This window comes from Brevundimonas sp. DS20 (genome assembly GCF_001310255.1).
GTDB classification, from domain to species: domain Bacteria; phylum Pseudomonadota; class Alphaproteobacteria; order Caulobacterales; family Caulobacteraceae; genus Brevundimonas; species Brevundimonas aurantiaca.
Genome location: NZ_CP012897.1, coordinates 488,053 through 511,592 on the forward strand (window position 1 = coordinate 488,053; position 23,540 = coordinate 511,592).

The 23,540-nt window shown below is 68.4% G+C and carries 18 protein-coding genes and 1 pseudogene; 11 read left to right on the plus strand and 8 right to left on the minus strand.

Annotated features, from left to right (window positions below; translation table 11 throughout):
- Positions 1–124 precede the first annotated feature (124 nt).
- The 3 genes from JL11_RS02395 to JL11_RS02405 all read right to left on the minus strand — a co-directional run bounded on the left by JL11_RS02395 (position 125) and on the right by JL11_RS02405 (position 2,751).
- Positions 125–427: a winged helix-turn-helix domain-containing protein gene (locus JL11_RS02395; protein WP_054764246.1), complete on the minus strand. Its 303-nt coding sequence runs from the start codon at positions 425–427 to the stop codon at positions 125–127.
- Entirely contained in the window at positions 427–1,050 is a 624-nt protein-coding gene (locus JL11_RS02400; RefSeq protein WP_054766769.1) for a hypothetical protein, read from the minus strand. The genes JL11_RS02395 and JL11_RS02400 overlap by 1 nt, the downstream gene beginning before the upstream one ends.
- Positions 1,051–1,305: 255 nt before the next feature.
- On the minus strand, positions 1,306–2,751 hold the full coding sequence (locus JL11_RS02405; protein ID WP_054764247.1) for an AMP nucleosidase: 1,446 nt from the start codon (positions 2,749–2,751) through the stop codon (positions 1,306–1,308).
- 128 nt (positions 2,752–2,879) lie between these two features.
- On the opposite strand from JL11_RS02405, the gene JL11_RS02410 reads away from it, so the two are divergent.
- Together JL11_RS02410 and JL11_RS02415 are read left to right on the plus strand one after the other, a co-directional pair.
- Positions 2,880–4,124 (plus strand): multidrug effflux MFS transporter, encoded by a 1,245-nt coding sequence (locus JL11_RS02410; protein ID WP_054764248.1) that lies wholly within the window; start codon positions 2,880–2,882, stop codon positions 4,122–4,124.
- Between the two features lie 84 nt (positions 4,125–4,208).
- Entirely contained in the window at positions 4,209–6,161 is a 1,953-nt protein-coding gene (locus tag JL11_RS02415; RefSeq protein WP_054764249.1) for a M1 family metallopeptidase, read from the plus strand.
- 179 nt (positions 6,162–6,340) lie between these two features.
- On the opposite strand, the gene JL11_RS02420 is transcribed toward JL11_RS02415, so the two are convergent.
- A complete protein-coding gene (locus tag JL11_RS02420) occupies positions 6,341–6,772 on the minus strand; it encodes a DUF488 domain-containing protein (RefSeq protein WP_054764250.1) in 432 nt (143 codons plus the stop codon).
- A gap of 529 nt (positions 6,773–7,301) precedes the next feature.
- Here JL11_RS02420 and JL11_RS02425 point away from each other — a divergent pair.
- The 3 genes and pseudogenes from JL11_RS02425 to JL11_RS17620 all read left to right on the plus strand — a co-directional run bounded on the left by JL11_RS02425 (position 7,302) and on the right by JL11_RS17620 (position 10,596).
- On the plus strand, positions 7,302–8,279 hold the full coding sequence (locus JL11_RS02425; RefSeq protein WP_054764251.1) for a complex I NDUFA9 subunit family protein: 978 nt from the start codon (positions 7,302–7,304) through the stop codon (positions 8,277–8,279).
- Between the two features lie 85 nt (positions 8,280–8,364).
- Positions 8,365–10,227, plus strand: a pseudogene (gene recQ / locus JL11_RS02430) (DNA helicase RecQ); the annotation flags it as partial.
- A 72-nt stretch (positions 10,228–10,299) separates the two neighbouring features.
- The gene (locus tag JL11_RS17620) at positions 10,300–10,596 is read left to right on the plus strand and encodes an endonuclease domain-containing protein (protein WP_197273363.1); all 297 of its coding nucleotides are present in this window, start codon (positions 10,300–10,302) and stop codon (positions 10,594–10,596) included.
- A 164-nt stretch (positions 10,597–10,760) separates the two neighbouring features.
- Here JL11_RS17620 and JL11_RS02435 read toward each other — a convergent pair whose 3' ends face one another.
- From JL11_RS02435 to mutM, 3 genes are all read right to left on the minus strand, one after another.
- Complete coding sequence (locus tag JL11_RS02435; protein WP_054764252.1) at positions 10,761–11,675, minus strand: alpha/beta fold hydrolase; 915 nt, start codon at positions 11,673–11,675, stop codon at positions 10,761–10,763.
- A 53-nt stretch (positions 11,676–11,728) separates the two neighbouring features.
- On the minus strand, positions 11,729–12,514 hold the full coding sequence (locus tag JL11_RS02440; protein WP_054764253.1) for an enoyl-CoA hydratase: 786 nt from the start codon (positions 12,512–12,514) through the stop codon (positions 11,729–11,731).
- A 67-nt stretch (positions 12,515–12,581) separates the two neighbouring features.
- Positions 12,582–13,445 (minus strand): bifunctional DNA-formamidopyrimidine glycosylase/DNA-(apurinic or apyrimidinic site) lyase, encoded by an 864-nt coding sequence (gene mutM, locus JL11_RS02445; RefSeq protein ID WP_054764254.1) that lies wholly within the window; start codon positions 13,443–13,445, stop codon positions 12,582–12,584.
- A 198-nt stretch (positions 13,446–13,643) separates the two neighbouring features.
- Between mutM and JL11_RS02450 the strand changes: the two genes are divergently transcribed.
- Entirely contained in the window at positions 13,644–14,378 is a 735-nt protein-coding gene (locus tag JL11_RS02450; RefSeq protein WP_231681376.1) for a phosphatase PAP2 family protein, read from the plus strand.
- A 78-nt stretch (positions 14,379–14,456) separates the two neighbouring features.
- Positions 14,457–16,517, plus strand: coding sequence for an OPT family oligopeptide transporter (locus JL11_RS02455; RefSeq protein WP_054764256.1), 2,061 nt, complete (start codon positions 14,457–14,459; stop codon positions 16,515–16,517).
- A gap of 50 nt (positions 16,518–16,567) precedes the next feature.
- Here the strand turns inward: JL11_RS02455 and ubiG are convergent, their stop codons facing one another.
- Entirely contained in the window at positions 16,568–17,383 is an 816-nt protein-coding gene (gene ubiG / locus JL11_RS02460) for a bifunctional 2-polyprenyl-6-hydroxyphenol methylase/3-demethylubiquinol 3-O-methyltransferase UbiG (protein WP_152949159.1), read from the minus strand.
- Positions 17,384–17,439: 56 nt separating this feature from the next.
- Between ubiG and JL11_RS02465 the strand changes: the two genes are divergently transcribed.
- The 4 genes from JL11_RS02465 to ispG all read left to right on the plus strand — a co-directional run bounded on the left by JL11_RS02465 (position 17,440) and on the right by ispG (position 23,535).
- Complete coding sequence (locus tag JL11_RS02465) at positions 17,440–18,714, plus strand: aspartate kinase (protein WP_054764257.1); 1,275 nt, start codon at positions 17,440–17,442, stop codon at positions 18,712–18,714.
- A gap of 61 nt (positions 18,715–18,775) precedes the next feature.
- Entirely contained in the window at positions 18,776–21,034 is a 2,259-nt protein-coding gene (gene ptsP, locus JL11_RS02470; protein WP_306414842.1) for a phosphoenolpyruvate--protein phosphotransferase, read from the plus strand.
- A gap of 184 nt (positions 21,035–21,218) precedes the next feature.
- Positions 21,219–22,340, plus strand: coding sequence for a helix-turn-helix domain-containing protein (locus JL11_RS02475; protein ID WP_054764258.1), 1,122 nt, complete (start codon positions 21,219–21,221; stop codon positions 22,338–22,340).
- A 49-nt stretch (positions 22,341–22,389) separates the two neighbouring features.
- Positions 22,390–23,535, plus strand: coding sequence for a flavodoxin-dependent (E)-4-hydroxy-3-methylbut-2-enyl-diphosphate synthase (gene ispG / locus JL11_RS02480; protein WP_054764259.1), 1,146 nt, complete (start codon positions 22,390–22,392; stop codon positions 23,533–23,535).
- Positions 23,536–23,540 lie beyond the last annotated feature (5 nt).

Here is a 23,540-nt window from a genome sequence, read left to right on the forward strand (position 1 = left end):
TCCGCTGAAGAGGAACCGCTTCGCGGTTCCGCTGAAACGGTGAATCAGGCTCCAGATTAAAGCGAGAGCATGATTCACGCTTCTGTCGGAACCGCAAAGCGGTTCCGTCCGAAACGATCATGCTCTAGCGCGCCGGCAGCAGGCCCGCCATGGCGTCCAGATAGGCGACGAAGGCGGCGCGGCCCTCTTCGGTCAGACTGGCCTGGGTCAGGGGCTTGCGGCCGATGAAGCTCTTGGTCACGGCGACGAAGCCCGCCTCCTCCAGCTTTCTCAGATGGACCGACAGATTGCCGTCGGTCGTCTGGAGCCGGGTCTTCAAGGTGTTGAAGTCGGCTGTGTCCGCGCCGGACAGATAGGCCATGATCCCCAGCCGGATCCGCCCGTGGATGACCTCGTCGATCCGGCTGATGTCGAAGTCATCGGCCATCAGACGATCTCCGACGGTTCCTGCCGCATCAGGATCAGACCGGGGACCAGGGCGACGGCGGCCAGGACCAGGGCATAGACCAGATAGATGGCCGGACTGTCCGCAAACCAGGCTATGGCGACGGCGCCGGCGTAGGACAACAGGGCCGTGACGCTCATCCACCGCACGCGCGTCATGGCCGCCGCGACCATCCAGGCCGATCCATAGGCCGTCAGAACCACCGTCGGCATGACCGCCATCCAGGCCCAGCTTCCACTCTTCACCGACAGGGCGGTGAGGGCCAACCAGGTGACGAAGATGCCGAAGCCCACGCCGGACCAGGCCGCGCCCACCGCCCGATTGCCCGACGAATTATAGCCGGGGCGTCCCTTCATCCGCCCGATCAGCACGACCAGGGCGGCCGCGAAGACCAGGGCCGAACCGATCCAAAGCCAGAGCGCCGCCCAGGGATTCAGCGCGATCAAGTCGGTCTTGAGCGCCCACTGCCCCAGGCTGGCGCCTCCGAAGATGATGGCCGCAGCCACCAGTATGGGGCCCGCCAGCAGGGGCGCGTGCCGACCTTCGTGAGCCAAAGCCCGCATATAGGCGATGTCGTCTTGGATCGTCTGCGTGTCGCGCGTCATGGCGAACTCCTCCTGAAATCCGATGATCACAGGATGCACAATGCGCTTTGCATTGTAAAGCGCTTTCTTGATCTGCGACAGCGAACAGACCTTCCCCCGCTTGCGGGGGAAGTGTCAGCTCGTCGAGCGCAGCGAGACGGCTGACGATTGGGGGAAGTCTTCTTTTCAAGTGAAACCTCCCCCTCCGACCCTGGTTCGCAGCGCGAACGCCGGGCCACCTCCCCCGCAAGCGGGAGAGGGTCTATCGCGCCCCTCTTAACGGAACGGCGGCTCGTCGAAGGCGCGGAGCTTGCGGGAGTGGAGTTTCGGTCCCTCGTCCCGCATCAGGCCGACCGCCTGGATGCCGATCTGCAGATGTTCCGAGATCGAGCCTTCGTAGAAGCGGTTGGCCTGGCCCGGCAGTTTGATCTCGCCGTGCAGCGGCTTGTCCGAGACGCACAGCAGGGTGCCGTAGGGCACCCGGAACCGGTAGCCTTGCGCGGCGATGGTGGCGCTTTCCATGTCGATGGCGACGGCGCGGCTCTGGTTGAAGCGAAGCGCCGACTTGGAATAGCGCAGCTCCCAGTTCCGGTCGTCGGTGGTGACCACCGTGCCGGTACGCAGCCGCAGCTTGACCTCGTCGCCCGGCATGCCGCTGACCGACTTGGTCGCATCGTACAGGGCGCGCTGGACCTCGGCGATCGAAGGGATCGGAATGTCCGGCGGCAGGACCGCGTCCAGTACATGGTCGTCGCGCAGATAGGCGTGGGCCAGCACATAGTCGCCGATGGTCTGGCTGGCGCGCAGGCCCCCGCAGTGGCCGATCATCAGCCAGACGTGCGGGCGGGTGACGGCCAGGTGGTCCGTGATCGTCTTGGCGTTGGACGGGCCGACGCCGATATTGACCAGGGTCACTCCTTGGTGGCCCGGCGCCGTCAGGTGATAGGCCGGCATCTGGTGCTTCTTCCAGGCCGTATCGCTGATCGCCGTCTCGGGATTGGGGGTGTCGCGCGTGATCACCACCCCGCCGGCGCAGGACAGGGTCTGATAGGGCGTGCCCGGCGTCTGCAGCTGTTCGATGGCCCAGCGCACGAACTCGTCGACATAGCGGTTGTAGTTGGTGAACAGGACATAGGACTGGACGTCGTCCACCGGGGTTCCGGTGTAGTGTCTCAGCCGCGCCAGGGAGAAGTCGGTCCGCAGGCCGTCGAAATGCGACAGGGGGAAGTCGCCGCCCATGTCGAACAAACCATCGGCGATCTCGTCGCCGATATGGGCCAGGTCCGTGGTCGGGAACCAGCGCGCCAGGGCCGCCGTCATCGACCGGTCCAGCGCCACCTCAAGCCCGTCGGTCACATAGGGGAAGGGGATTTCCTGGTTCGAAATCCCGACCTCGAAGGTCGCGCCGTATTCCTTTTCCAGCAGACCCAGCTGTTCGGTCAGATAGGGGCGGAACAGGTCCGGCCGGGTGACGGTGGTCGAATAGACCCCCTGTTTGGCCAGCCGGGCATAGGCGCGCGGCTCCAGGTCCTGGGGGCGATCCCCGTCCCAGCGGATGCGAAGTTCGGGATAGGCGAACACCCCTTCGGCGCGTTTGACCGGATCGGGCCGGGCGCCGGTGTTGACGAAATCCCGCACGGCGTCGCGCAGGTTGGTCACGGATTGGGTGTAGAGGGTTTCGAGGCGGTCCAGCGCCGCCTGTGCTGTCATCTGTTCTGTCATGACTTCCTCTAGCGAAGCTTCATGACATTGGCGAGGCGCCCGGCGTTCAACCTCGATTTCGCTGCATTGCAGCAATTTATAGCCGGCGACTGGTTGCGGTTCGCGGCGCGGCGGGGCATCTGGCCCGGATGTCCGTTTCCGCCGCGTCAGCCCCCGCCAGAAGAGAACCCGGATTCGTCGAGTTCGTCTGTCTGATCGCCCTGATGATGGCGCTGAACGCCCTGGCGATCGATTCCATGCTGCCCGCCCTGCCCGCCATAGGCGCCGACCTGGGCGTGGCGAACGAAAACAGCCGTCAGTGGGTGGTGACCGCCTATCTTCTGGGCTTCGGCGCGGCGCAGCTGATCTATGGTCCGGTCGCAGACCGGTTCGGACGCAAGTCGGTGCTGCTGTTCGGCGTCGGCGTCTATGTGATGTTCAGCCTGCTGGCGACCCTGGCCCCCACCTTCGAGACCCTGATCCTGGCGCGGATCGGCCAGGGGCTGGGCAGCGCCTGCACCCGCGTGCTGGCCGTCTCCATCGTGCGCGACCGCTATGAGGGGCGCACCATGGCCCGGGTCATGTCGTTCAGCTTCCTGGTCTTCCTGGGCGTGCCCATCCTGGCGCCGTCGCTGGGGCAGTTGATCATGCTGGTCGGGCCGTGGCGCTGGATCTTCGCGGGCCTCGGCCTGATCGGCGTGGCCCTGATCGTCTGGGCGTCCTTGCGCCTGCCCGAGACCCTGAAGCCGGAGGATCGTCTGCCGATCCAGGTCAAACGCCTGACCTCGGCCTATAAGACCGCCCTGACCGACCGCACCGCCATGGGCTACACCCTGGCCATGACGGCCATCACCGGCGCCCTGTTCGGCTTCATCAACTCCTCCCAGCAGATCTTCGCCGACGTCTTCGACGCCGAGGCCGCCTTCCCCGCCGTCTTCGCCCTGATCGCGGGCGGCATAGCGGTCGCCTCCCTGGTCAACGCCCGGCTGGTCGTGAAACTGGGCTCGCGCAAGATCTCCCACACCGCCCTGATCGGCTTCACCACGGTGTCGGCGGTCCATGCGGCGGTGGCCCTCAGCGGACATGAGACGATCTGGACCTTCGCGGTCCTGCAGACCCTGACCATGTTCTGTTTCGGCCTGATCGCCGGGAACTTCGGCGCCATGGCCATGGAGACCATGGGCCATATCGCCGGCACGGCCGCCTCGATCCAGGGCTTCATCTCCACCGTCTTCGGCTCCCTGCTGGGCTTTGCGGTGGGTCAGCAGTTCAACGGCACCACCGTGCCCATGTCCCTGGGCTTCACCGTCTTCGGCCTGACGGCCCTGGCCCTGGTCCTGTTCGCCGAGCGGGGCCGGCTGTTCCGCGCCCATCACGCGCCACCGACCGCATAGGCTGCGGCCGCGTCGAGGCTTGATCTTTTTCGCGTTTCCGCGCGTTCTCCGGGCCAAGCTCATGATCTGATCCGGAAAGCCTCGATGACGCGCAAAGCCTTCGGCCTCGTCTCCGCCCTCGCACTCGCCTCGGCCCTGGGCCTTTCGGCCTGTTCGACCACGACCGGAAGCGCGGCCCTGGCGCCGCCGGCCGTCGCGCCCGCCCCCGGCCCGGACGCCGTCGACAGCCACACCTACGCCCGTCCCGAGATCGCCCGCGTCGTCGATGTGGCCCTGGACCTGACCGCGAACTTCGAGGCCAAGACCCTGTCGGGCACGGCGACCCTGGACATCCTGGCCGTCCCCGGCGCCAACGAGATCATTCTCGACATCCGCAATCTGGACATTCAGGACGTGCGCGACGCCTCGGGTCAGCCGCTGCGTTACGTCGTCGGCGACAATGACGCCATCAAGGGCCAGCCCCTGACCGTCTATTTCCCGGCCTTCGCGCCCAACGAACGGCGCAAGATCACCGTCCGCTATTCGACCCGGCCCGACGCAGCGGCCCTGCAATGGCTGTCGCCCAGCCAGACGGCGGGCGGTCAAAAGCCCTATCTGTTCAGCCAGGGCCAGGCCATCCTGACCCGCACCTGGGTCCCGACCCAGGACAGCCCCGGCATTCGCCAGACCTATTCGGCCCGGATCACCGCGCCCGAAGACCTGACCGTGGTCATGAGCGCCGACCATCTGACGCCGAACGGCGAGCCCGCCGCCGACGGTATGAAGACCTGGCGCTTCCGGATGGACAATCCGATCCCGCCCTATCTGATCGCCATCGGCGTCGGCGACATCGCCTTCGCCCCCTTCGACGAACGCACCGGGGTCTGGACCGAGCCCAGCCGCCTGCGCGCCGCCGCCCATGAGCTGGAGCCGACCGCCGAGATGGTGGACGCGGCCGAAAAGCTCTACGGCCCCTATCGCTGGGGCCGCTACGACCTCTTGGTCCTGCCGCCCTCCTTCCCGTTCGGCGGGATGGAGAACCCCAAATTGACCTTCGCCACCCCGACGATCATCGCCGGGGACCGGTCGCTGGTCTCGCTGGTGGCGCACGAACTGGCCCACTCCTGGTCGGGCAATCTGGTGACCAACGCGACCTGGAACGACTTCTGGCTGAACGAGGGCTTCACCGTCTATTTCGAGAACCGGATCATGGAGTCGGTCTATGGTCATGACCGCGCCATGCAGGAACAGGTCCTGGGCTGGGGCAGCCTGCAGGACACGCTGAAGTCCCTGCCCGCGCCCGACACCCGCCTGCATCTGGACCTGAAGGGCCGCGACCCCGACGACGGCATGAACGACATCGCCTATGAAAAGGGCGCCCTGTTCCTGCGGACGGTCGAACGCACCGTGGGCCGGGATCGGTTCGACGCCTGGCTGCGCGGCTATTTCGACCGCAACGCCTATCGCCCCATGACCACGGCCATGTTCCTGGACGACATCCGCACCCATCTGGTGAAGGGCGACGCGGCCCTGGAATCCCAGCTTCAGCTGGACGCCTGGGTCTATCAGCCCGGCCTGCCGTCCAACGCCGTGGCGCCCGTTTCGAACGCCTTCAAGCCGGTCGATGACGCGGCATGGGCCTTCTTTGTCGGCAAGGGCCCCGCCTCGGCCGTCCCCTGGAAGGACTGGAACACTCAGCAGCGCCAGCGCTTCCTCGGCTGGCGCCCCCCGGTTGGAAACGGCAGCGGCGACTGGCTCACCGACGCCCAGCTGGCGGACATGGAGCGCACCCTGAACCTGGCGAACGAGGGCAACAGCGAACTGACCTTCGCCTGGCTCCAGATCGCCCTGGCCCACCGCTATCAGCCCGCGGTCGCCACGGCCGAGCGGTTCCTGACCAGCCAGGGCCGACGCAAATTCGTCCTGCCCCTGTTCCAGACCCTGTGGAACGAGGGCGACTGGGGCCGGCCCATCGCCCGCCGCATCTACGCCGAGGCCCGGCCCCTGTATCACCCGGTGACCAGCGGCTCGGTCGACGATCTGGTGGGCCGGCCGTAAGGCAAAAGACCCTCTCCCGCTTGCGGGAGAGGTGGCCCGGCGTTCGCGAAGCGAACCAGGGTCGGAGAGGGGGAGTCTTATTTCAGAAGAAAAACGCCCCCCATCGTCGGGCGTGTCGCTTCGCGCCATGACCTGACGCTTCCCCCGCAAGCGGGGGAAGGTGGGCCTCGCCACCACCCCTACAGATTGACCACCGTCGCCCCGTCCTCCTCCGCCAGCCGCTCGGCCAACACCGCGCGGTGGCATCCCGCGTGATCGGCCTCGAAACACAGCAGGGCCACGCGCTTCTCCCCCGCCAAATCCTTCAGCCGCGCATACTCCAGCTGGGCCTGGGGCTCGGCCAGATGGTCGGCGAAAATCGCGCGCATCTCGGCGACATGGCCCTTGCGGGCCGCGTCGCGACCGGCCTTGGGCGTGCCCAGCCCCCGCAGATGCAGATAGTCGATCCCCTCGGCCTTCAGGCTTTCGCCCAGGACCGTCTTGGAAAAACCGGCGCGGCGCGAGGCGGCGACCGCCCGGACGTCGATCAGCAGATCGACCCCGGCGCCCTTCAGCCGCTCGATCACCTCCGCCTGGGTCACCCCCTCATATCCGATGGTGAAAATCTGCATGGGCCTTAGAGCCTGATCCGTTGAGGAGGAACCGCTACGCGGTTCCGCTGAAACGGTGAATCAGGCTCCAGATTAAAGCGAGAGCATGATTCACGCTTCTGCCGGAACCGCGAAGCGGTTCCGTCCGAAACGATCATGCTCTAGATGGGCGAGCGCCGCTCGATCGCCAAGCCGCCCTCAGCCTTTCCAACCGGTTAGGACTCCAAACCCGCCTTCTACGCCCCTGGGCCGCCCGCCGTGCGACAGTCGCGGATCGACGGGGACGAGCGGAGGCGGCGGACGGGCGAAGAGATCGGATCGGACACATCGGACACTTCGGACACCTTTTTTGGGAGCGCACGACCGCGCGAACCGGACACATCGGACACATCGGACACTCTTTTTCAGGAGCGGACGACGGCGCGGATCGGACAAATCGGACAAATCGGACTCTGTTTTTCGTTTCATCCGCCCGGACCGGGTCGCCCGCGTTGCGATGCGGCGCCCCATCGGCTATCCCGCCGACACGGAATTCACTGGAGCTTCTCCCATGGCTGACCTCGCCCCCGGCGTCGTGACCCTCTTCGGAGGTTCGGGCTTCATCGGAGCCCAGGCGGTGCGCGCCCTGGCCCGTCGCGGCTGGCGCATCCGCGTGGCGGTGCGCAACCCGGTTCTGGCCATCGAGGTCCAGACGGCCGGCGATCCGGGCCAGATCCAGTTCATGCGCTGCGACGTCACCAGCGCCGAGGACGTGGCGGCGGCCGTGCGCGGCTCGAACGCCGTGGTCAATCTGGTCGGCGTCCTGCACGACGGCGGCGGCAAGCGCGGCTTCAAGAGCGCCCACGTCGAGGCCGCCAGGAACATCGCCCAGGCGGCCCAGGCCGCCGGCGTCGAACGTGTCGTCCAGATCTCGGCCATCGGCGCCGATGCGAACAGCCCCTCCGCCTACGCCCGCACCAAGGGCGAGGCCGAAAACGAGATCCGCGCCGTCTATCCCGACGCCGTCATCCTGCGTCCTTCGCTGGTGTTCGGCGCCGACGACGGCTTCCTGAACCGGTTCGCCGCCATGGCGACCCTGGCGCCCGCCTTGCCGCTGATCGGCGGCGGCAAGACCCGGTTCCAGCCGGTCTATGTCGGCGATGTGGCCGAGGCCGTGGCCCGGGCCGTGACCCGAGGCGACGCGGCCGGCCGCACCTATGAACTGGGCGGACCGGACATCTATACGTTCCGCGAGGTGCTGGAGCTGGTGAAGCGCGAGACCCACCGCGACCGTCTGCTGGCCCCCATTCCCTTCCCGGTCGCCCGACTGCTGGGCTCGCTGCTCCAGACCGTCAGCCTGATCGGTCTGACCCCGCCCCTGACCCGCGACCAGGTCGTCATGCTGCAGAAGGACAATGTGGTCTCGCCGGGCGCCGAGGGTCTGGCCGCGTTGGGCGTCGTCCATCCGGCCAGCATGGAGTCGATCGCGCCCTCCTATCTGTACCGTTATCGCGTCGGCGGCCAGTTCGCCCCCTCGCTCGCGCACTGATCCGTCCCCAGCCGCGTCAGCCGCTCGGCCGTGAAAGCGGTCGAAGGGGCTTCGCAGGTCGGAACAAAGAGTGCACAACCTTCGGATGCCGGCTACGCAGACCCAGCCCCGCCCCGCCACGACGCCCGGTCTGGCCGACGCCCGCTCTCTGCTGTCGCGGGTCTGGGGCCATGGCGACTTCCGCGGCCTGCAAAGCGAGGTGGTGGCCGAGGTCCTAGCCGGGCGCGACGTCCTGGCCGTCCTGCCGACCGGCGGCGGCAAGAGCGTCTGCTATCAGATCCCGGCCATCCTTCGCCCCGGCCTGGGCCTGGTGGTCTCGCCCCTGATCGCCCTGATGACCGACCAGGTCGAGGCCCTGAAACAGCAGGGGGTGGCGGCCGCCCGGCTGGATTCCGGCGTCTCGCTGGACGAACGGTCGGCCATCTGGGCCGCCGCCCGCTCCGGCGCTTTGGACCTGCTGTACGTCTCGCCCGAAGGCCTGGCGGCCGGCGCCATGATGGACCGGCTGGCCGAGCTGCCGCTCAGCCTGATCGCCATCGACGAGGCCCACTGCGTCAGCCAGTGGGGCCACGACTTCCGCCCCGACTATCGCAACCTGGGCCTGCTGGCCGAGCGTTTTCCCAACGTCCCGCGCATCGCCGTCACCGCCACCGCCGACGCCCGCACCCGCGACGACATCCTGCGCTCGCTGCGGCTGGAGGGCGCCCGGGTTTTCGTCGACAGTTTCGCCCGCCCGAACCTGCAACTGTCGGCCGAGCGCAAGGAGAGCGCCTCGCGCGCCAGGACTGACGCCCGGGTCATCGAACTGGTGCGCGAGCGGCGGGGCAAGTCGGGCGTGGTCTATTGCGGCAGCCGCGACGGCTGCGAACGCGTCGCCCAGGCCCTGCGCGACGCCGGGACCAACGCCATCGCCTATCACGCGGGCATGGACAACAAGGAGCGGGACCGCCGGCTGGAGCGGTTCCTAGCCGAGGACGGCGCCGTCATGGTCGCCACCATCGCCTTCGGCATGGGGGTGGACAAGGCCGACGTGCGCTTCGTCATCCACGCCGATCCGCCCGGCAGTCTCGAGGCCTATTGGCAGGAGATCGGACGGGGCGGCCGCGACGGCGAACCGGCCGAGGGCATCACCCTGTACGGCCCGTCCGACATCGCCTGGACCCTGCGCCGGCTGGACAGCCGGCCGATGGCCGAGGAGGTCAAACAGGTTCAGGTGCGCAAGGCCCGCCAGCTGTTCGCCATGCTGGACGGCGCCGTCTGCCGCGCCCAGGCCGTGCGCCGCTATTTCGGCGAGACCGATGCGGCCCCTTGCGGCGTCTGCGACATCTGCAGCGACCCGCCCCAGACCTATGACGCCACCGTCCCCGCCCAGAAGGCCCTGGCGGCGGTCCAGCGTCTGGGCGGCCGCTTCGGCCGGGGCCGGGTGATCGACCACCTGACCAGCCGCACCAAGGATGTACAGCCGTGGGAGCAGCAGCTGTCCACCTGGGGCATAGGCGCCGACGTCTCGCCCAACGGCTGGCGCGACATCATCGACCACCTGCTGTTCGAGGGCCTGCTGGTCGAGGATCCGAACGACGGCAAGCCCCTGGTCGGCCTGGGCGACCCCGAGGCGGTGCGCGCCGTCTACAAGGCCGAACGCAGGATCGAGGTGCGCCGGCTTCGCGTCCGCGCCTCCAGCTCCGGCCGCCGCGACCGCTCGGGCGAGGGCCGCAACGCCGCGCTCGAGACCATGGACGCCGACGTCCGCGCCCGGTTCGAGGCCTTGCGCGCCTGGCGCCGCGAGCGTGCTTCGGAACAGCACGTCCCGCCCTATGTCATCTTCCAGGACAAGACCCTGCTGGAGATCGCCCAGGCCGAACCCGGCGACCTGACGGCCCTGGCCGCCCTGCCCGGCGTGGGCCAGTCGAAACTGGACCGCTACGGCAAGGGGGTGCTGGAGACGTTGGCGAAGGGTCTGGAGTCCGTAGACGGTCGTCCTTCCGACATCATCGACAAGGCGCGCGATCTGCGGCGGGACATGAGCCTGCCCGAGGTCCAGCTCTGGCAGGCGCTGCGGGGCGAGAAATTGGGCGGGCTGAAGTTCCGACGCCAGCACCCGATACCGCCCTATGTGCTCGACTTCTACTGCGCCGGCGTTCGACTGGCGGTCGAGATCGACGGCGACAGTCACGACGGCCGTGCGGCGCAGGACGCGCGCCGCGACGCCTTCCTGCTCGAGCAGGGCATACGCACCCTGCGGATTCCGGCCCGCGACGTGCTGAACGATCTTCCCGCCGTGACCGATCACATTTATCGCGAGGCCAAAGGCCAATAGGACCCTCTCCCGCTTGCGGGGGAGGTGGCCCGGCGTTCGCGCAGCGAACCAGGGTCGGAGGGGGAAGTCTTCTTTCTTGCAGAAGCGGAACTTCCCCCATCGTCAGCCGTCTCGCTGCGCTCGACGAGCTGACACTTCCCCCGCAAGCGGGGGAAGATCTTTGCCTATCCCAGAAACTGCTCCACCGCCGCCTGGAACCGGGCCGGTTGGTCGATCATCACCTGGTGGTCGGCGCCTTCGATGCGGACGAACTGGGCCGGACGCGGCAGGGTGGAGAAGCCGTAGCGGTAAAGCCCCTCCAGCCGGTTGCGCGGATTGTTCGTATCCCGCGTCCAGCCGTAGACCACCGTCACCGGGGCGGTGACGTCGCGCAGCCGAGGCCGCAGGTCTACGGTCAGGGCCTCGTACAGCCCCTGGGCCAGAACGCGCCGGTCGCCGCCTTGAAGACCCAGGCCGTCGAACACCATGTCGCCCGCCAGACCCAAGTCCCCGCCCAGGGCCGAGACCTGGCCCTTCAGCGCCTGGTCGCCGAACAGCATCAGGGCCTGATAGCCCAGGCGCGCCAGGGGCTCGACCTCGCGCGTCGTGACGCGGGAATCGACCAGGGCCGGAAAGAAGGGGGCGGAATCGACCACCATCACCCGCCCGACTCGGCCACGCATGTCCGCCGCCACGCGCAGCGCGATCTGACCGCCCAGCGAATGGCCGATCAGAGCGGGCCGGGACAGCCTGTGCTCGCGGATGTAGCGTTCGATCTCCAGCGCAGCCGGGGCGGCCAGGGCGCCGCGGGCGTTGGCGCCGATGTCCGTCTGACCAAAGCCGCGGATCGTCACCAGATGAACCCGATAGCGGCCCTCCAGCCTGTCCGCCGTCGACCGCCAGGCCGCCCCGGTCGATCCCAGGCCGGGGATGAAGATCACGTCCGGCCCCGCGCCTCGCGTCTCCACGATGATCCGATCAGAGCGGAAGGCGGGGGCCAGAGACGCTGGGGCTGGGGCTGGGGCTGGGGCTTGAGCCAAGGCGAGGCCCGGCAGGACGAGGGTCAGGATAGCAAGGAGCGAGAGCAGAAGGCGGCGCATGACGCCCTCCTAACGCCGGATCACGGCGATCGGTTGACGGTCGCGGCCTTGGATCACCGCCCCTTGAAGTCGGCTTTGCGCTTTTCGACGAAGGCGGCCATGCCCTCCTTCTGGTCGTCGAAGGCGAACAGGGAGTGGAACAGGCGACGTTCGAAACGGACGCCCTCGGTCAAGGTCGTCTCCAGGGCGACATTGACCATCTCCTTGTTCATCATCACCGCCAGGGGACTTTGCGAGGCGATCTTGGCGGCCGCCGCGCGGGCCTCGTCCAGCAGGGCCTCGGGGGCGACGACGCGGCTGACCAGGCCGGCGCGCTCGGCTTCCGCCGCATCCATCATCCGCGCGGTCAGGATCATGTCCATGGCCTTGGACTTGCCGACCAGGCGCGTCAGCCGCTGGGAGCCGCCGATGCCGGGCGCCACGCCCAGATTGATCTCGGGCTGGCCGAACTTGGCGGTCTCGGAGGCGATGATGAAGTCGCACAGCATGGCCAGTTCGCAGCCGCCGCCCAGGGCATAGCCCGACACCGCCGCGATGATCGGCTTTCTGAACCGGGTGATCCGGTCATGGCCCAGGGCGAAGAAATTGCCCTTGAACATGTCGGCGTAGGACTGGTCCGCCATCTCCTTGATGTCGGCCCCGGCGGCGAAGGCCTTGGCCGAGCCGGTCAGGATCAGGCAGCGCACGCTGTCGTCGGTCTCGACCGCGTCCAGGAAGGCCGCCAATTCGCCGAACAGGGTCGAGTTCAGGGCGTTCAGCGCCTCGGGCCGGTTCAGGGTCACGACCGCATAGCCGTCGGCGCAGCGTTCGATCAGAAGGGTGGAATAGGCGTCGGCCATGTGCGGTCTCCTCTGTTGACGCCGGTCATAGAGGATCGACGGCCGTTCGTCATGACGGCCGGTCGCCTCAGCGCTTCTGGCAGGACGGGCAGTAGAAGGTGGAGCGTCCGCCCTGGACGATCCGGGCGACCGTCCCCGTGCAGCCCTCGCCCCGGCACGGTTCGCCCTCGCGGCCGTAGACGTCGAACCGGTGCTGGAAATAGCCTTGGCCGCCCTCGGCGTTGGCGAAGTCCTTCAGGGTCGATCCCCCGGCGGCGATGGCGTCGTTCAGCACGTCGCGGACCACCGAGGCCAGGGTCTCCAGCCGCGCCTTCGACAGCGATCCGGCCGCCACCAGGGGCGAGATCCGGGCCCGGTACAGGGCCTCGCAGACATAGATGTTGCCCAGGCCGGCGACGATCCTCTGATCCAGCAGGGAGACCTTGATGTTCTGGCTCTTGCCCGCGAAGGCCTCGGCCAGATGGGCGCCGGAAAAGCCATTGCCCAGCGGCTCGGGCCCCAGGCCGGCGAACCAGGGGTGGGCCTCGACCTGGGCGGTGGGGATCAGGCCCATGAAGCCGAACCGGCGCGCGTCGGCGTAGCCGATCCGGGTCGCAAGGCCGTCGCGCTCGGCGCAGCCGCTGAAATGCTCGTGCTTGCCCGCGATGGGCGCCGCCTCCTCGAACTCGCCCAGCTGGGCGCCGTCCAGGGTGAAACGGCCGGTCATGCCCAGATGGGTGATCCAGGTCTCGCCGGTGGACAGGGGCAGAAGCAGATATTTGGCTCGCCGGTCCACGCGTTCGACCGTCGCCCCCTCCAGCCGCTCAACGAAGCCTTCCGGGAACGGAAAGCGCAGGTCGGGCCGGTTGATCCGCACCCGCGACAGACGCGCGCCCGCCAGCACCGGCGTCAGGCCGCGCCGGACGGTTTCGACCTCGGGAAGTTCAGGCATGGGGCGCTCCTAGCCGGTCTTGGAACCTAGGCCAAGTCGATCGTCCGTGCTCGCCCGGATGTTCGGAAAACATTGTTCGTAATGACGCGGGAACGACACCGCGCTCTGGCATTGGCGTCTCCAGACCAATCCGGGGGGAATGTGTCTCAGTCCGTCATCACGCCCGCGCCGCGTCTGCGCCTCTCGTCCTGGACGGACTTGAGCGCTCGCCTTCGTCTCACGCGCGACGACGCAGCCGTTCTGGCTGCGGCGGCCGTCCTGGCGATCAGCGCCTATTTTCTGGTCTTTCCGGGCGTGGACATCGCCGTGAGCCGCCTCTTCTACCGACCTGAGGCCGGCTTCTTCCTGGCCGGCGATCCCGTGCTCAAGGCCTTGCGCAAGAGTTCCACCCTGGTCCTGGCCCTTCTGCTGCTGGGGGTGATCGGCCGCCTGATCTGGCGGGCCCTGCGCGGGCGTTCCGTCGGCGCCGCAGCGCGGCGGGCGATGTTCGCCGTCGCGGCCCTGGCCCTCGGACCGGGGCTGGTCGTCAATCTGCTGTTCAAGAGCCTTTGGGGGCGCGCCCGCCCGGTCCAGATCGACCAGTTCGGCGGCGACGCGGTCTTCACCCCGGCCTGGGTGATCAGCGACGCCTGCCAGTCCAACTGCTCCTTCGTCTCCGGCGAGGGCTCCAGCGCCGCCTGGATGGTGGGCGTCCTGCTGGTCGTCACTCCGGCGCGGTGGCGACCGGCCGTCCTGCCGCTGGGGCTCGTCTACGCCTTGGCCCTGTCGATGAACCGGCTGGCCTTCGGTGGGCATTTCCTGTCCGATATCCTGCTGTCCTGGGCCCTCACGGCCCTGGTCATGGCGGGGGTCTATCGGGTGACGGTGGCCGCCCCGGGCCTGATCCGACGGGCGCGGCGCCGCCTTCGCTGGAGCCAGCCCCTCCCCGCCTGAGGAGTCCGCTGAGCGTGACCAGTTGCCGCAGCGGCCGTTATGGGCTTACGTCCCGGTCGAACGTGGGAACCGATCTTCATGACTGACGCCGTCGCTGCGCCCCAAACCCGAAAGGGCCGGCTTGAACTGACCCTTCGCGCCCTTGTGCTGGGCTGCCTGCTGGCGGTGATCTTCACCGCCGCCAACACCTATCTGGGCCTGCTGGTCGGCCTGACCTTCGCCTCGGCCATTCCGGCGGCGGTCATCTCCATGGCCGTGCTGCGGGCCTTCAAGACCTCGACCATCTGGGAGAATATGACGGTCCAGACCGTGGCCTCGGTCGGCGGGGCCATGAGCTCGATCATCTTCGTCCTGCCGGGCCTGGTGATGATCGGCTGGTGGCTGGAGTTTCCCTTCTGGCAGTCGGTGGCCATCTGCATCCTGGGCGGCGTCCTGGGGGTGACCTTCTCCATCCCGCTGCGCCGCGCCCTGGTGACGGGCGGCGGCCTGCCCTATCCCGAAGGCGTCGCCGCCGCCGAGGTGCTGAAGGTCGGCTCGCGCGGGTCCGAACAGACCGAGAGCGCGGTGCGCGAGAACAAGTCCGGCCTGTGGGTCGTGGTCGGCGGGGCGGTCGTCTCGGCCGGCTACGCCCTGCTGGTCGCGGGTCGCGTCTTCGCCGGCGAGGCGGCGAAGTTCTTCAAGCTTCCGGCCGCTCTGGGGGGCGGGGCCACCGGCATGGGCTTCGGCATGCAGTTCGCCCTTCTGGGCGCGGGCCATCTGATCGGCCTGACCGTCGGCCTGGCCCAGCTGTTCGGTCTGATCCTGGCCTGGGCGATCGCCGTGCCGATCCTGACCAGCCCCGACACCGTCGCCTGGCTGACGGCGCACGGCATTCCTTCCATCGCCTCCACCCTGCCCGCCGGAACGGGCGCAGAGGAGCTGGCCGGACGGGTCTGGAGCCGCGAGGTCCGCTTCATGGGCGCCGGCGTCATCGGCGTGGCCGCCATCTGGACCCTGATCAAGCTGGCCGGCCCCCTGGTCGGCGGCCTGACCTCGGCCCTGGCCGCCAACGCCCGCCGCAATCACGGCGAGGCGCTGGAGCTGACCGAACAGGATCTGCCGATCAAGCTGGTCGGCGGGATCTCGGTCGTCTGCCTGATCGGCATCGCCGGCCTTCTGGCCTGGTTCGCCCAGACCGCTCCAGCCCTGGCCGGATCGACGCCCCTGCTGGTGATCGGCGGCCTGGTCTATGTGGTCCTGATCGGTTTCGCCGTGGCCGCCATCTGCGGATACATGGCCGGCCTGATCGGCTCGTCGAACAGCCCGGTCTCGGGCGTCGGCATACTGGCCGTCGTGATCGCCTCCCTGCTGATGCTGGGCGTGATGGCGATCGCGGGCGTGCCCGCCGATCCGTCCATCATCGCCTTCGCCCTGATCGTGACCGCCGTGGTCTTCGCCGTCGCCGTCATCGCCAATGACAATCTCCAGGATCTGAAGACCGGCCAGCTGGTCGAGGCCACGCCCTGGCGCCAGCAGGTCGCCCTGATCGTCGGCGTCGGCGCCGGCGCCCTGGTCATTCCGTTGATCCTGAACCTTCTGAACCAGGCCTTCGGCTTCGAGGGCGGCCCGCCCGCCATCGTCGAGGGGGCCAAGACCCTGGCGGCGCCTCAGGCCACCCTGATCTCGGCCCTGGCGCGCGGCGTCATCGGCGGCGACCTGCGCTGGGACCTGATCGGCCTGGGCGCGGTGATCGGCGTGGTCATCATCATCCTGGACGCCGTGCTGGAGAAGGCGACCGGCAAGAAGATCAAGCTGCCGCCCCTGGCCGTCGGCATCGGCTTCTATCTGCCGGCCGCCGTCACCACCATGCTGGTCATCGGCGCCGTCTGCGGCTGGATCTACGACAAGGCGGTCTCCAGCACCCGTTACGCCGATGTGGCGCGCCGCATGGGCGTGCTGCTGGCCTCGGGCCTGATCGTGGGCGAAAGCCTGTTCGGCGTCTTCACCGCCGGCGTCATCGTGGCCACCCGCGACGACGCGCCGTTCGCCATGCTGCCCGAGGGCTCGACCTGGCCCGCCATGCTGGCGGGGATCGTCGGCTTCGCCGTCGCCGTGATCGGCCTCTACGCCTGGACCCGCAGCCGCGCTTCGAAGGTGTGAGGCTTCGGCCCAAAAAGGAAAGGCCGCCCTTCGGGGCGGCCTTTCGCGTTTCAGGCCCGCGTGGCCACCATCATATAGTTGATCCCCGCGTCGTCGCTCTGGCTCCAGCGATCCGTCAGCGGGTCATAGTTCAGGCCGTAGGGGCCCTCGACCGTCACCGGCTCCGCCGCCAGCATTTCCCGGATCTCCTGGGGCTTCAGGAACTGGCGCCAGTCGTGCGTCCCGGCCGGCACCCAGCGCAGCACATATTCCGCCGCCACCTTGCCGAGCGCCAGGGACTTCAGGGTGCGGTTCAGGGTGGCGACCATCATCACCCCGCCCGGCCGGACCAGGCGCGAACAGGCGCGCACGAAGCCTTCCGGATCGGCGACATGCTCGATCACCTCCATGGTCAGGACCACATCGAACGGCCCCGCCTTTTCCGCCTCCATCTGTTCAACGGTCGCCGGGCGATAGGCGATATCCAGCCCGACCATCTCGGCATGGGCGCGCGCTGTGCCGATGTTCTCGGTCGAGGCGTCGATGGCGGTGACGGTGAAGCCCATCCGCCGCATCGGCTCGGCGATCAGCCCGCCGCCGCAGCCGACGTCCAGCAGGGCCAGACCCTCGAACGGGCGGCGCGCTCGCGAATCCCGGCCCAGCCGGGCGCACAGCTGCTCGCGGATCAGCTTCAACCGCGCCGGATTGAACCGATGCAGAGGCGCGAACGGCCCGTGCGCATCCCACCATTCGGCCGCCTGGGCCGAGAAGCGGGCGACGTCGGCCGGGTCAATCGATGCGCCGAATGCGCCTTCGGGCGAATTTTGCGAAAAACCATGCCCTTCGCGGGGTAGGCGAGACGGTGCGGCGTCGCTAGAAGCGGTCATGACGCGAGGGATGGACCTTCGCGCCCTTTCACGCAAGCAGGGGGCGGAACGCCACGATGACGCGGCCCGAAACCACACGACTGGTGATGAAGTTCGGCGGCACCTCCATGGGGGACCTCGAACGCATTCGTCGCGCGGCGCGGATCGTCGCCGCAGAGGCCGCCTCGGGCAAGAAGGTGGCCGTCGTCGTCTCGGCCATGGCCGGCAAGACGAACGAGCTGGTCGCCTGGACCGACGGCGCCGGTCCGGCCGCCGCCGGCCTGCCGCTCAGCGACGACGAATATGACGTGGTGGTGGCCTCGGGCGAACAGGTGACGTCCGGCCTCCTGGCCATGACCCTGCGCAACATGGGTCTGAACGCCCGGTCCTGGATGGGCTGGCAGGTGCCGATCGTCACCGACGACGCCCACGGCCGCGCCCGCATCGTCGACATTCCCGGCGAGAAGCTGGGCGCCGCCGTCGACGCCGGCGAGATCGCCATCGTGCCCGGCTTCCAGGGCGTGACCCCGGACGGCAAGATCACCACCCTGGGCCGGGGCGGATCCGACACCTCGGCCGTCGCCGTGGCGGCCGCCCTGTCCTGCCCCTGCGACATCTACACCGACGTGGACGGGGTCTATACGACCGATCCCCGCATCGAGAGCCGCGCGCGGCGTCTGAACAAGGTCTCCTTCGAGGAGATGCTGGAAATGGCCTCTTTGGGGGCCAAGGTGCTGCAAACCCGATCGGTCGAACTCGCCATGGCCAAACAGGTGCCTGTGCGGGTTCTGTCCAGCTTCATCGAACCGGACGAGTCCGGCCAAATGCCCGACAAGGGCGGAACCCTGATCTGCGACGAGGAGGAGATCGTGGAAAAACGCATCGTGTCCGGCGTGACCATGAGCCGTGACGAGGCCCGCATCACCCTTTTGGGCCTGTCCGACCGGGTGGACGCTCCCGCAGACGTCTTCACCCGTCTGGCCGAGGCCAACGTCAATGTGGACATGATCGTCCAGAGCCAGGCCCGCACCGCCAATACGGTGAACCTGACCTTCACGACCGGCCGCCGCGACGCCGTGCGCGCCGCCGACATCATGAAGGCGGCCCAGGCCGACCTGGCTTTCGAGGAGATCCGCGTCGACGAGGACGTGGCCAAGGTCTCCGTCGTCGGGGTCGGCATGCGCAGCCACGCCGGCGTGGCCCAGACCATGTTCAAGGCCCTGGCCGACAAAGGGGTCAAGTTCCAGGCCATTTCGACCTCGGAGATCAAGATCAGCGTGCTGATCGACGCCGCCTATGCCGAACTGGCCGTGCGCGCCCTCCATTCGGCTTACGGCCTGGACGCTGTATAGGTGATTTGAACGGGCGCTGCGGCGCCGAGGCGCGGGAGCCATGATGCCGGCAGGCGGCGCGATGACCAGGGGACCACGCAACCTCCTGCGCCAGATCCGCGAGGCTCTGGGCGGGGCGGGCGCGGGCGCGACCCCGGCTCAGGACCGTCTGAACATGGTGGTGCAGATCATCGCCCGGTCGATGGTCGCCGAGGTCTGCTCCATCTATCTGCGCCGCGCCTCGGGCGAGCTGGAGCTTTTCGCGACCGAAGGTCTGAACCCCGGCGCCGTCCACAACACCCGGCTGCGCCCCGGCGAGGGTCTGGTCGGCGAAGTGGCGCGGACCGCCCAGCCGATCAGTCTGTCGGACGCCCCGTCGCATCCGGCCTTCTCCTATCGTCCGGAAACGGGCGAAGACCCCTATCACGCCTTCCTGGGCGCCCCGCTGCTGCGCGGCGGCCGCGCCATTGGCGTGCTGGTGGTGCAGAACCGCACCGAGCGGCGCTATGACGAGGACGAGGTCGAGGACATCCAGACCATCGCCATGGTCCTGGCCGAAACCGTCTCCTCGGGCGAACTGCTGGACCAGGAGGAGCTGCGCGACGTCGAACTGGCGCCGCATCGGCCGGAACGGCTGAAAGGCCAGAAGTTCGGCGACGGCCTGGCCTTCGGCCATGTGGTGCTGCACGAGGCGCCCCTGCCGCCGGAAAAACTGCTGGCCGAGGACCCCGGTCTGGAGGAGGCCCGCCTGAAGCTGGCCCTGGCCTCGCTGAAGACCGGCCTGGACGCCATGCTGGACAAGGGCCAGGGCCTGGCCGGTCCCTCGTTCGAGGTGCTGGAGACCTATCGGATGTTCGCCGACGATCGGGGCTGGAACCGGTCGCTGGAAGAGGCGGTGAGGAACGGCCTGACCGCAGAGGCGGCGGTGGACCGAGTCAGGAACGAACACCGCGCCCGCTTCGCCCAGGCGCGCGACCCCTATATCCGCGAGCGGCTGCACGACTTCGAAGACCTGGCCAACCGGCTGCTGCGGGTGCTGGCGGGCGACAAGCCCGGCGAGCGCGAACTGCCCGACGACGCCATAGTGGTGGCGCGCAACCTGGGTCCGGCTGATCTGCTGGAATATCCGCGCGACAAGCTGAAGGGCCTGCTGCTCGAAGAGGGATCGGCGGCCAGCCACGCCGCCATCGTGGCCCGCGCGCTGCAGATTCCCTGCGTCGGTCGTCTGATGGGACTGCGCGACCGGCTGTCGGAAGGCGATATGGTCATCGCCGACGGCGAGACCGGCGAGGCCTATCTGCGCCCTCGCCCCGACATGATCGAGGCGGTCCAGTCGCGGATGGCCGTGCGCGACCAGCGCCGGGCCCAGTTCGCCCAGCTGCGCGACACCCCAGCCGTGACCCTGGACGGCCAGCGGATCAGCCTTCTGACCAACGCCGGCCTGGCGGTGGATCTGGAGAATCTGAACGAGACGGGGGCGGAAGGCATCGGCCTGTTCCGCACCGAATTCCAGTTCATGGTCTCGGACGAACTGCCCCGGCTGGACGCCCAGACGGCCCTTTACAAGCTGGTGCTGGACGCGGCCGGCGACCGGCCCGTCACCTTCCGCACCCTGGACATCGGCGGCGACAAGGTCCTGCCCTATCTGGAGGCCGAGCGGGAGGAGAACCCCGCCCTGGGCCGACGCGCCATCCGCCTGGGCCTGGACCGGCCGTCCCTGCTGCGGATGCAACTTCGGGCCCTGCTGACGGCGGCGGCGGGCCGCGAACTGCGCGTCATGTTCCCGATGATCGCGACGGTGGACGAGTTCCGGGCCGCGCGCGAACTGGTCGACGTCGAATGCGCCTGGGCTCGGCGGCGCGGCCGCGCCCTGCCCGCCCTGTTGCGCGTCGGCGCCATGGTCGAATGCCCGTCCCTGCTGTGGCATTTGGACGCGCTTCTGCCCCTGACCGACTTCGTCTCGATCGGCACCAACGACCTGTTCCAGTACATGTACGCCGCCGACCGGACCAATCCCCTGGTGTCGGACCGCTACGACCCTCTGTCGCCGCCCACCTTGCGTGCGCTCCAGACCATCCAGAAGGCGTGCGCCGACACCGGCACCCCGGTCTCGATCTGCGGCGAGCTGGCGGGCCGGCCGCTGGAGGCCTTCGCCCTGATCACCCTGGGCTTCACCCGCCTGTCGGCGCCTGCGGGCGGGGTCGGGCCGGTCAAACGGATGATCCTGTCGGCCGATCTGACGGCCGCACGGCGCGGCCTGAACAATCTGCTGAACCTCTCCACCGGTTCGATCCGCAACGAGATCGAATCCCTGGCCCGGAAGTTGAACGTCGCCGCCTGAGGATTGGCGCGCGCATCCCGATTCGGGAAACGCCGTTGATGGGGCTGACGATATGGTTTATCCACAGAACGCATGGGGTCCGCCGAAGGGGAGAGGCGCGTCCCGTCGCGAAGACATGCTACCGGACGGGTCCGTTGCGAGTACGGGGCGGCTCTCTGTCGTTCCGAGTGTGGGGTCAGGCGTCATGGCGCTGGATGCGGGGAACGCCCCCGAAGAGTTCAAGGCTCATCCGGACTGGAAGGACCTCGCGCCCTCCATCACCGAGGCCGCGACTCTGGGCGACGGCCTGCGCCGCGCCCGCGAACAGTCGGGAAAGTCCCTGGCCGATCTCTCCGCCGAAACCAAGGTCCATACCCGCTTCCTGATCGCTCTGGAGCAGAACGACTGGTCGTCCCTGCCCTCGCGCGTCTTCGCCATCGGCTATGTGCGGGGCTATGCGGCGGCCCTGGGGCTGGACGAACAGCTGGCCGTGGAGCGGTTCAAGCGCGAAAGCCCGGACACCTCCGCCCCGTTGAAGGCGCCGATCGGCATCGCCTTTGAGGACGTCAAACGCTATTCGCCGCGGATCATCGGTCTCGTCGCCATAGTGGCCGTCGCCCTGATCGGCTGGAACGTGTTTCAGCGCCTCAACATCCACCAGGAGGTCCGCCCGTCCGACATCGCCGCCGTGCCGGAAAGCTGGCGGCTGGGAGAGGTGCCCGGCCAGGCCGCCCCGATCGCGCTGGGCGCCCCCAGGGCTGCGCCGCCGGACCAGACGACGCCCGCCCTCTATGTCACGCCCGGCCTTGAGGCTCAGCTGACCGGGATCGATCCGAACGATCCGGCGGTGATCGCGGCGGCCCAGGCGGCGGACGCCGCTCCGGTGCAGAAGGCGTTCAATCCGCGCGGCGCCGTCTACGGCGCCCCGGCCACCGCGTCGCAGGTGGTCATTCAGGCCAAGAAGGCCGGCGCCCTGGTGGTCCGTTTGGGCGGGGGTCAGGCCCTGTTCGCCCGGCAGATGGCGCCGGGAGAGGCCTGGCGCGCCCCCATGGGCGTCAACGCCACGATCGACGTGTCTGATCCAGCCGCCTTCGACGTCTATCTGAACGGCGAGCACAGCGGCGTCCTGCCCGCCCTTCTGACCCCGTTGGCCCAGCTGAACAGCCGCGCCGAACAGGCGGCCCGGCAGGTGGCGGAGGAGCAGGCGCGCCGTCAGGCCCAGCTTCAGGCCGAACGCTCGGCTCAGTTTCTGCGCACTCAGGACGCCGCGCCGCCCGTTGACGCGGCCGCCAATCCCGGCGTCGGCGCCGCCGTGACGGCGAACTGATCGTCACGCCGGTGGTCGCGGAGCCGCAGAGCGCCTATATGGGCCGGAAATGAGCGACCACACTTCAGAACTCGGCCACGTCCGTCCCTGGCGCCATATCGAACGGCGCAAGAGCCGCCAGATTCGCGTCGGCTCAGTCCTGGTCGGCGGCGACGCCCCGATCAGCGTCCAGTCGATGACCAATACGCCGACGTCCGACGCGGGGGCGACGATCGATCAGATCCGTCAGCTGGAAGAGGCCGGCGCCGACATCGTTCGCGTCTCCTGCCCCGACGTTGAATCGACCCAGGCGTTTCGCACCATCGTCCGCGAGGCCAAGGTTCCCTTGGTCGCCGACATCCATTTCCACTACAAGCGCGGCATCGAGGCGGCCGAGGCGGGCGCCGCCTGCCTGCGCATCAATCCGGGCAATATCGGCAGCCCGGATCGGGTCCGCGACGTCATCCAGGCCGCCCGCGACAACGGCTGCTCCATGCGGATCGGCGTCAACGCCGGTTCTCTGGAGAAGGAGCTGCTCGAGAAGTACGGCGAGCCCTGCCCCGACGCCATGGTCGAGAGCGCCCTGAACCACGCCCGCATCCTGCAGGACAACGACTTCCACGAGTTCAAGATCTCGGTAAAAGCGTCGGACCCCTTCCTGACCGTCGCCGCCTATCAGCAGCTGGCGGACGCCATCGACTGCCCCCTGCACCTGGGCGTGACCGAGGCGGGCCCCTTGCGCACAGGGACGATCAAGTCGTCCATCGGCCTGGGCTCCATGCTGTGGGCGGGGATCGGCGACACCATCCGCGTCTCCCTGGCCGCCGATCCGGTCGAGGAGATCAAGGTCGGTTTCGACATTCTGAAGTCGCTGGGCCTGCGTCACCGGGGCGTCAACATCATCGCCTGCCCCTCCTGCGCGCGTCAGGGCTTCAACGTCATCGAGACGGTCGGCCTGCTGGAGGAGAAGCTGGCCCATATCTCGACGCCGATGAGCCTGTCGGTCATCGGCTGCGTCGTGAACGGCCCGGGAGAGGCCCTCTATACCGACATCGGCTTCACCGGCGGCGGCAAGGGCGCGGGCATGGTCTATCTGAACGGCAAGATCGCCCACAAACAGGCCAATGACGGCATGATCGACCATATCGTCGAGCTGGTGGAACAGAAGGCGGCCGAGTTGGAGGCCGCCCGAACCGCACCTGCTGCGGCGGAATAATCCAT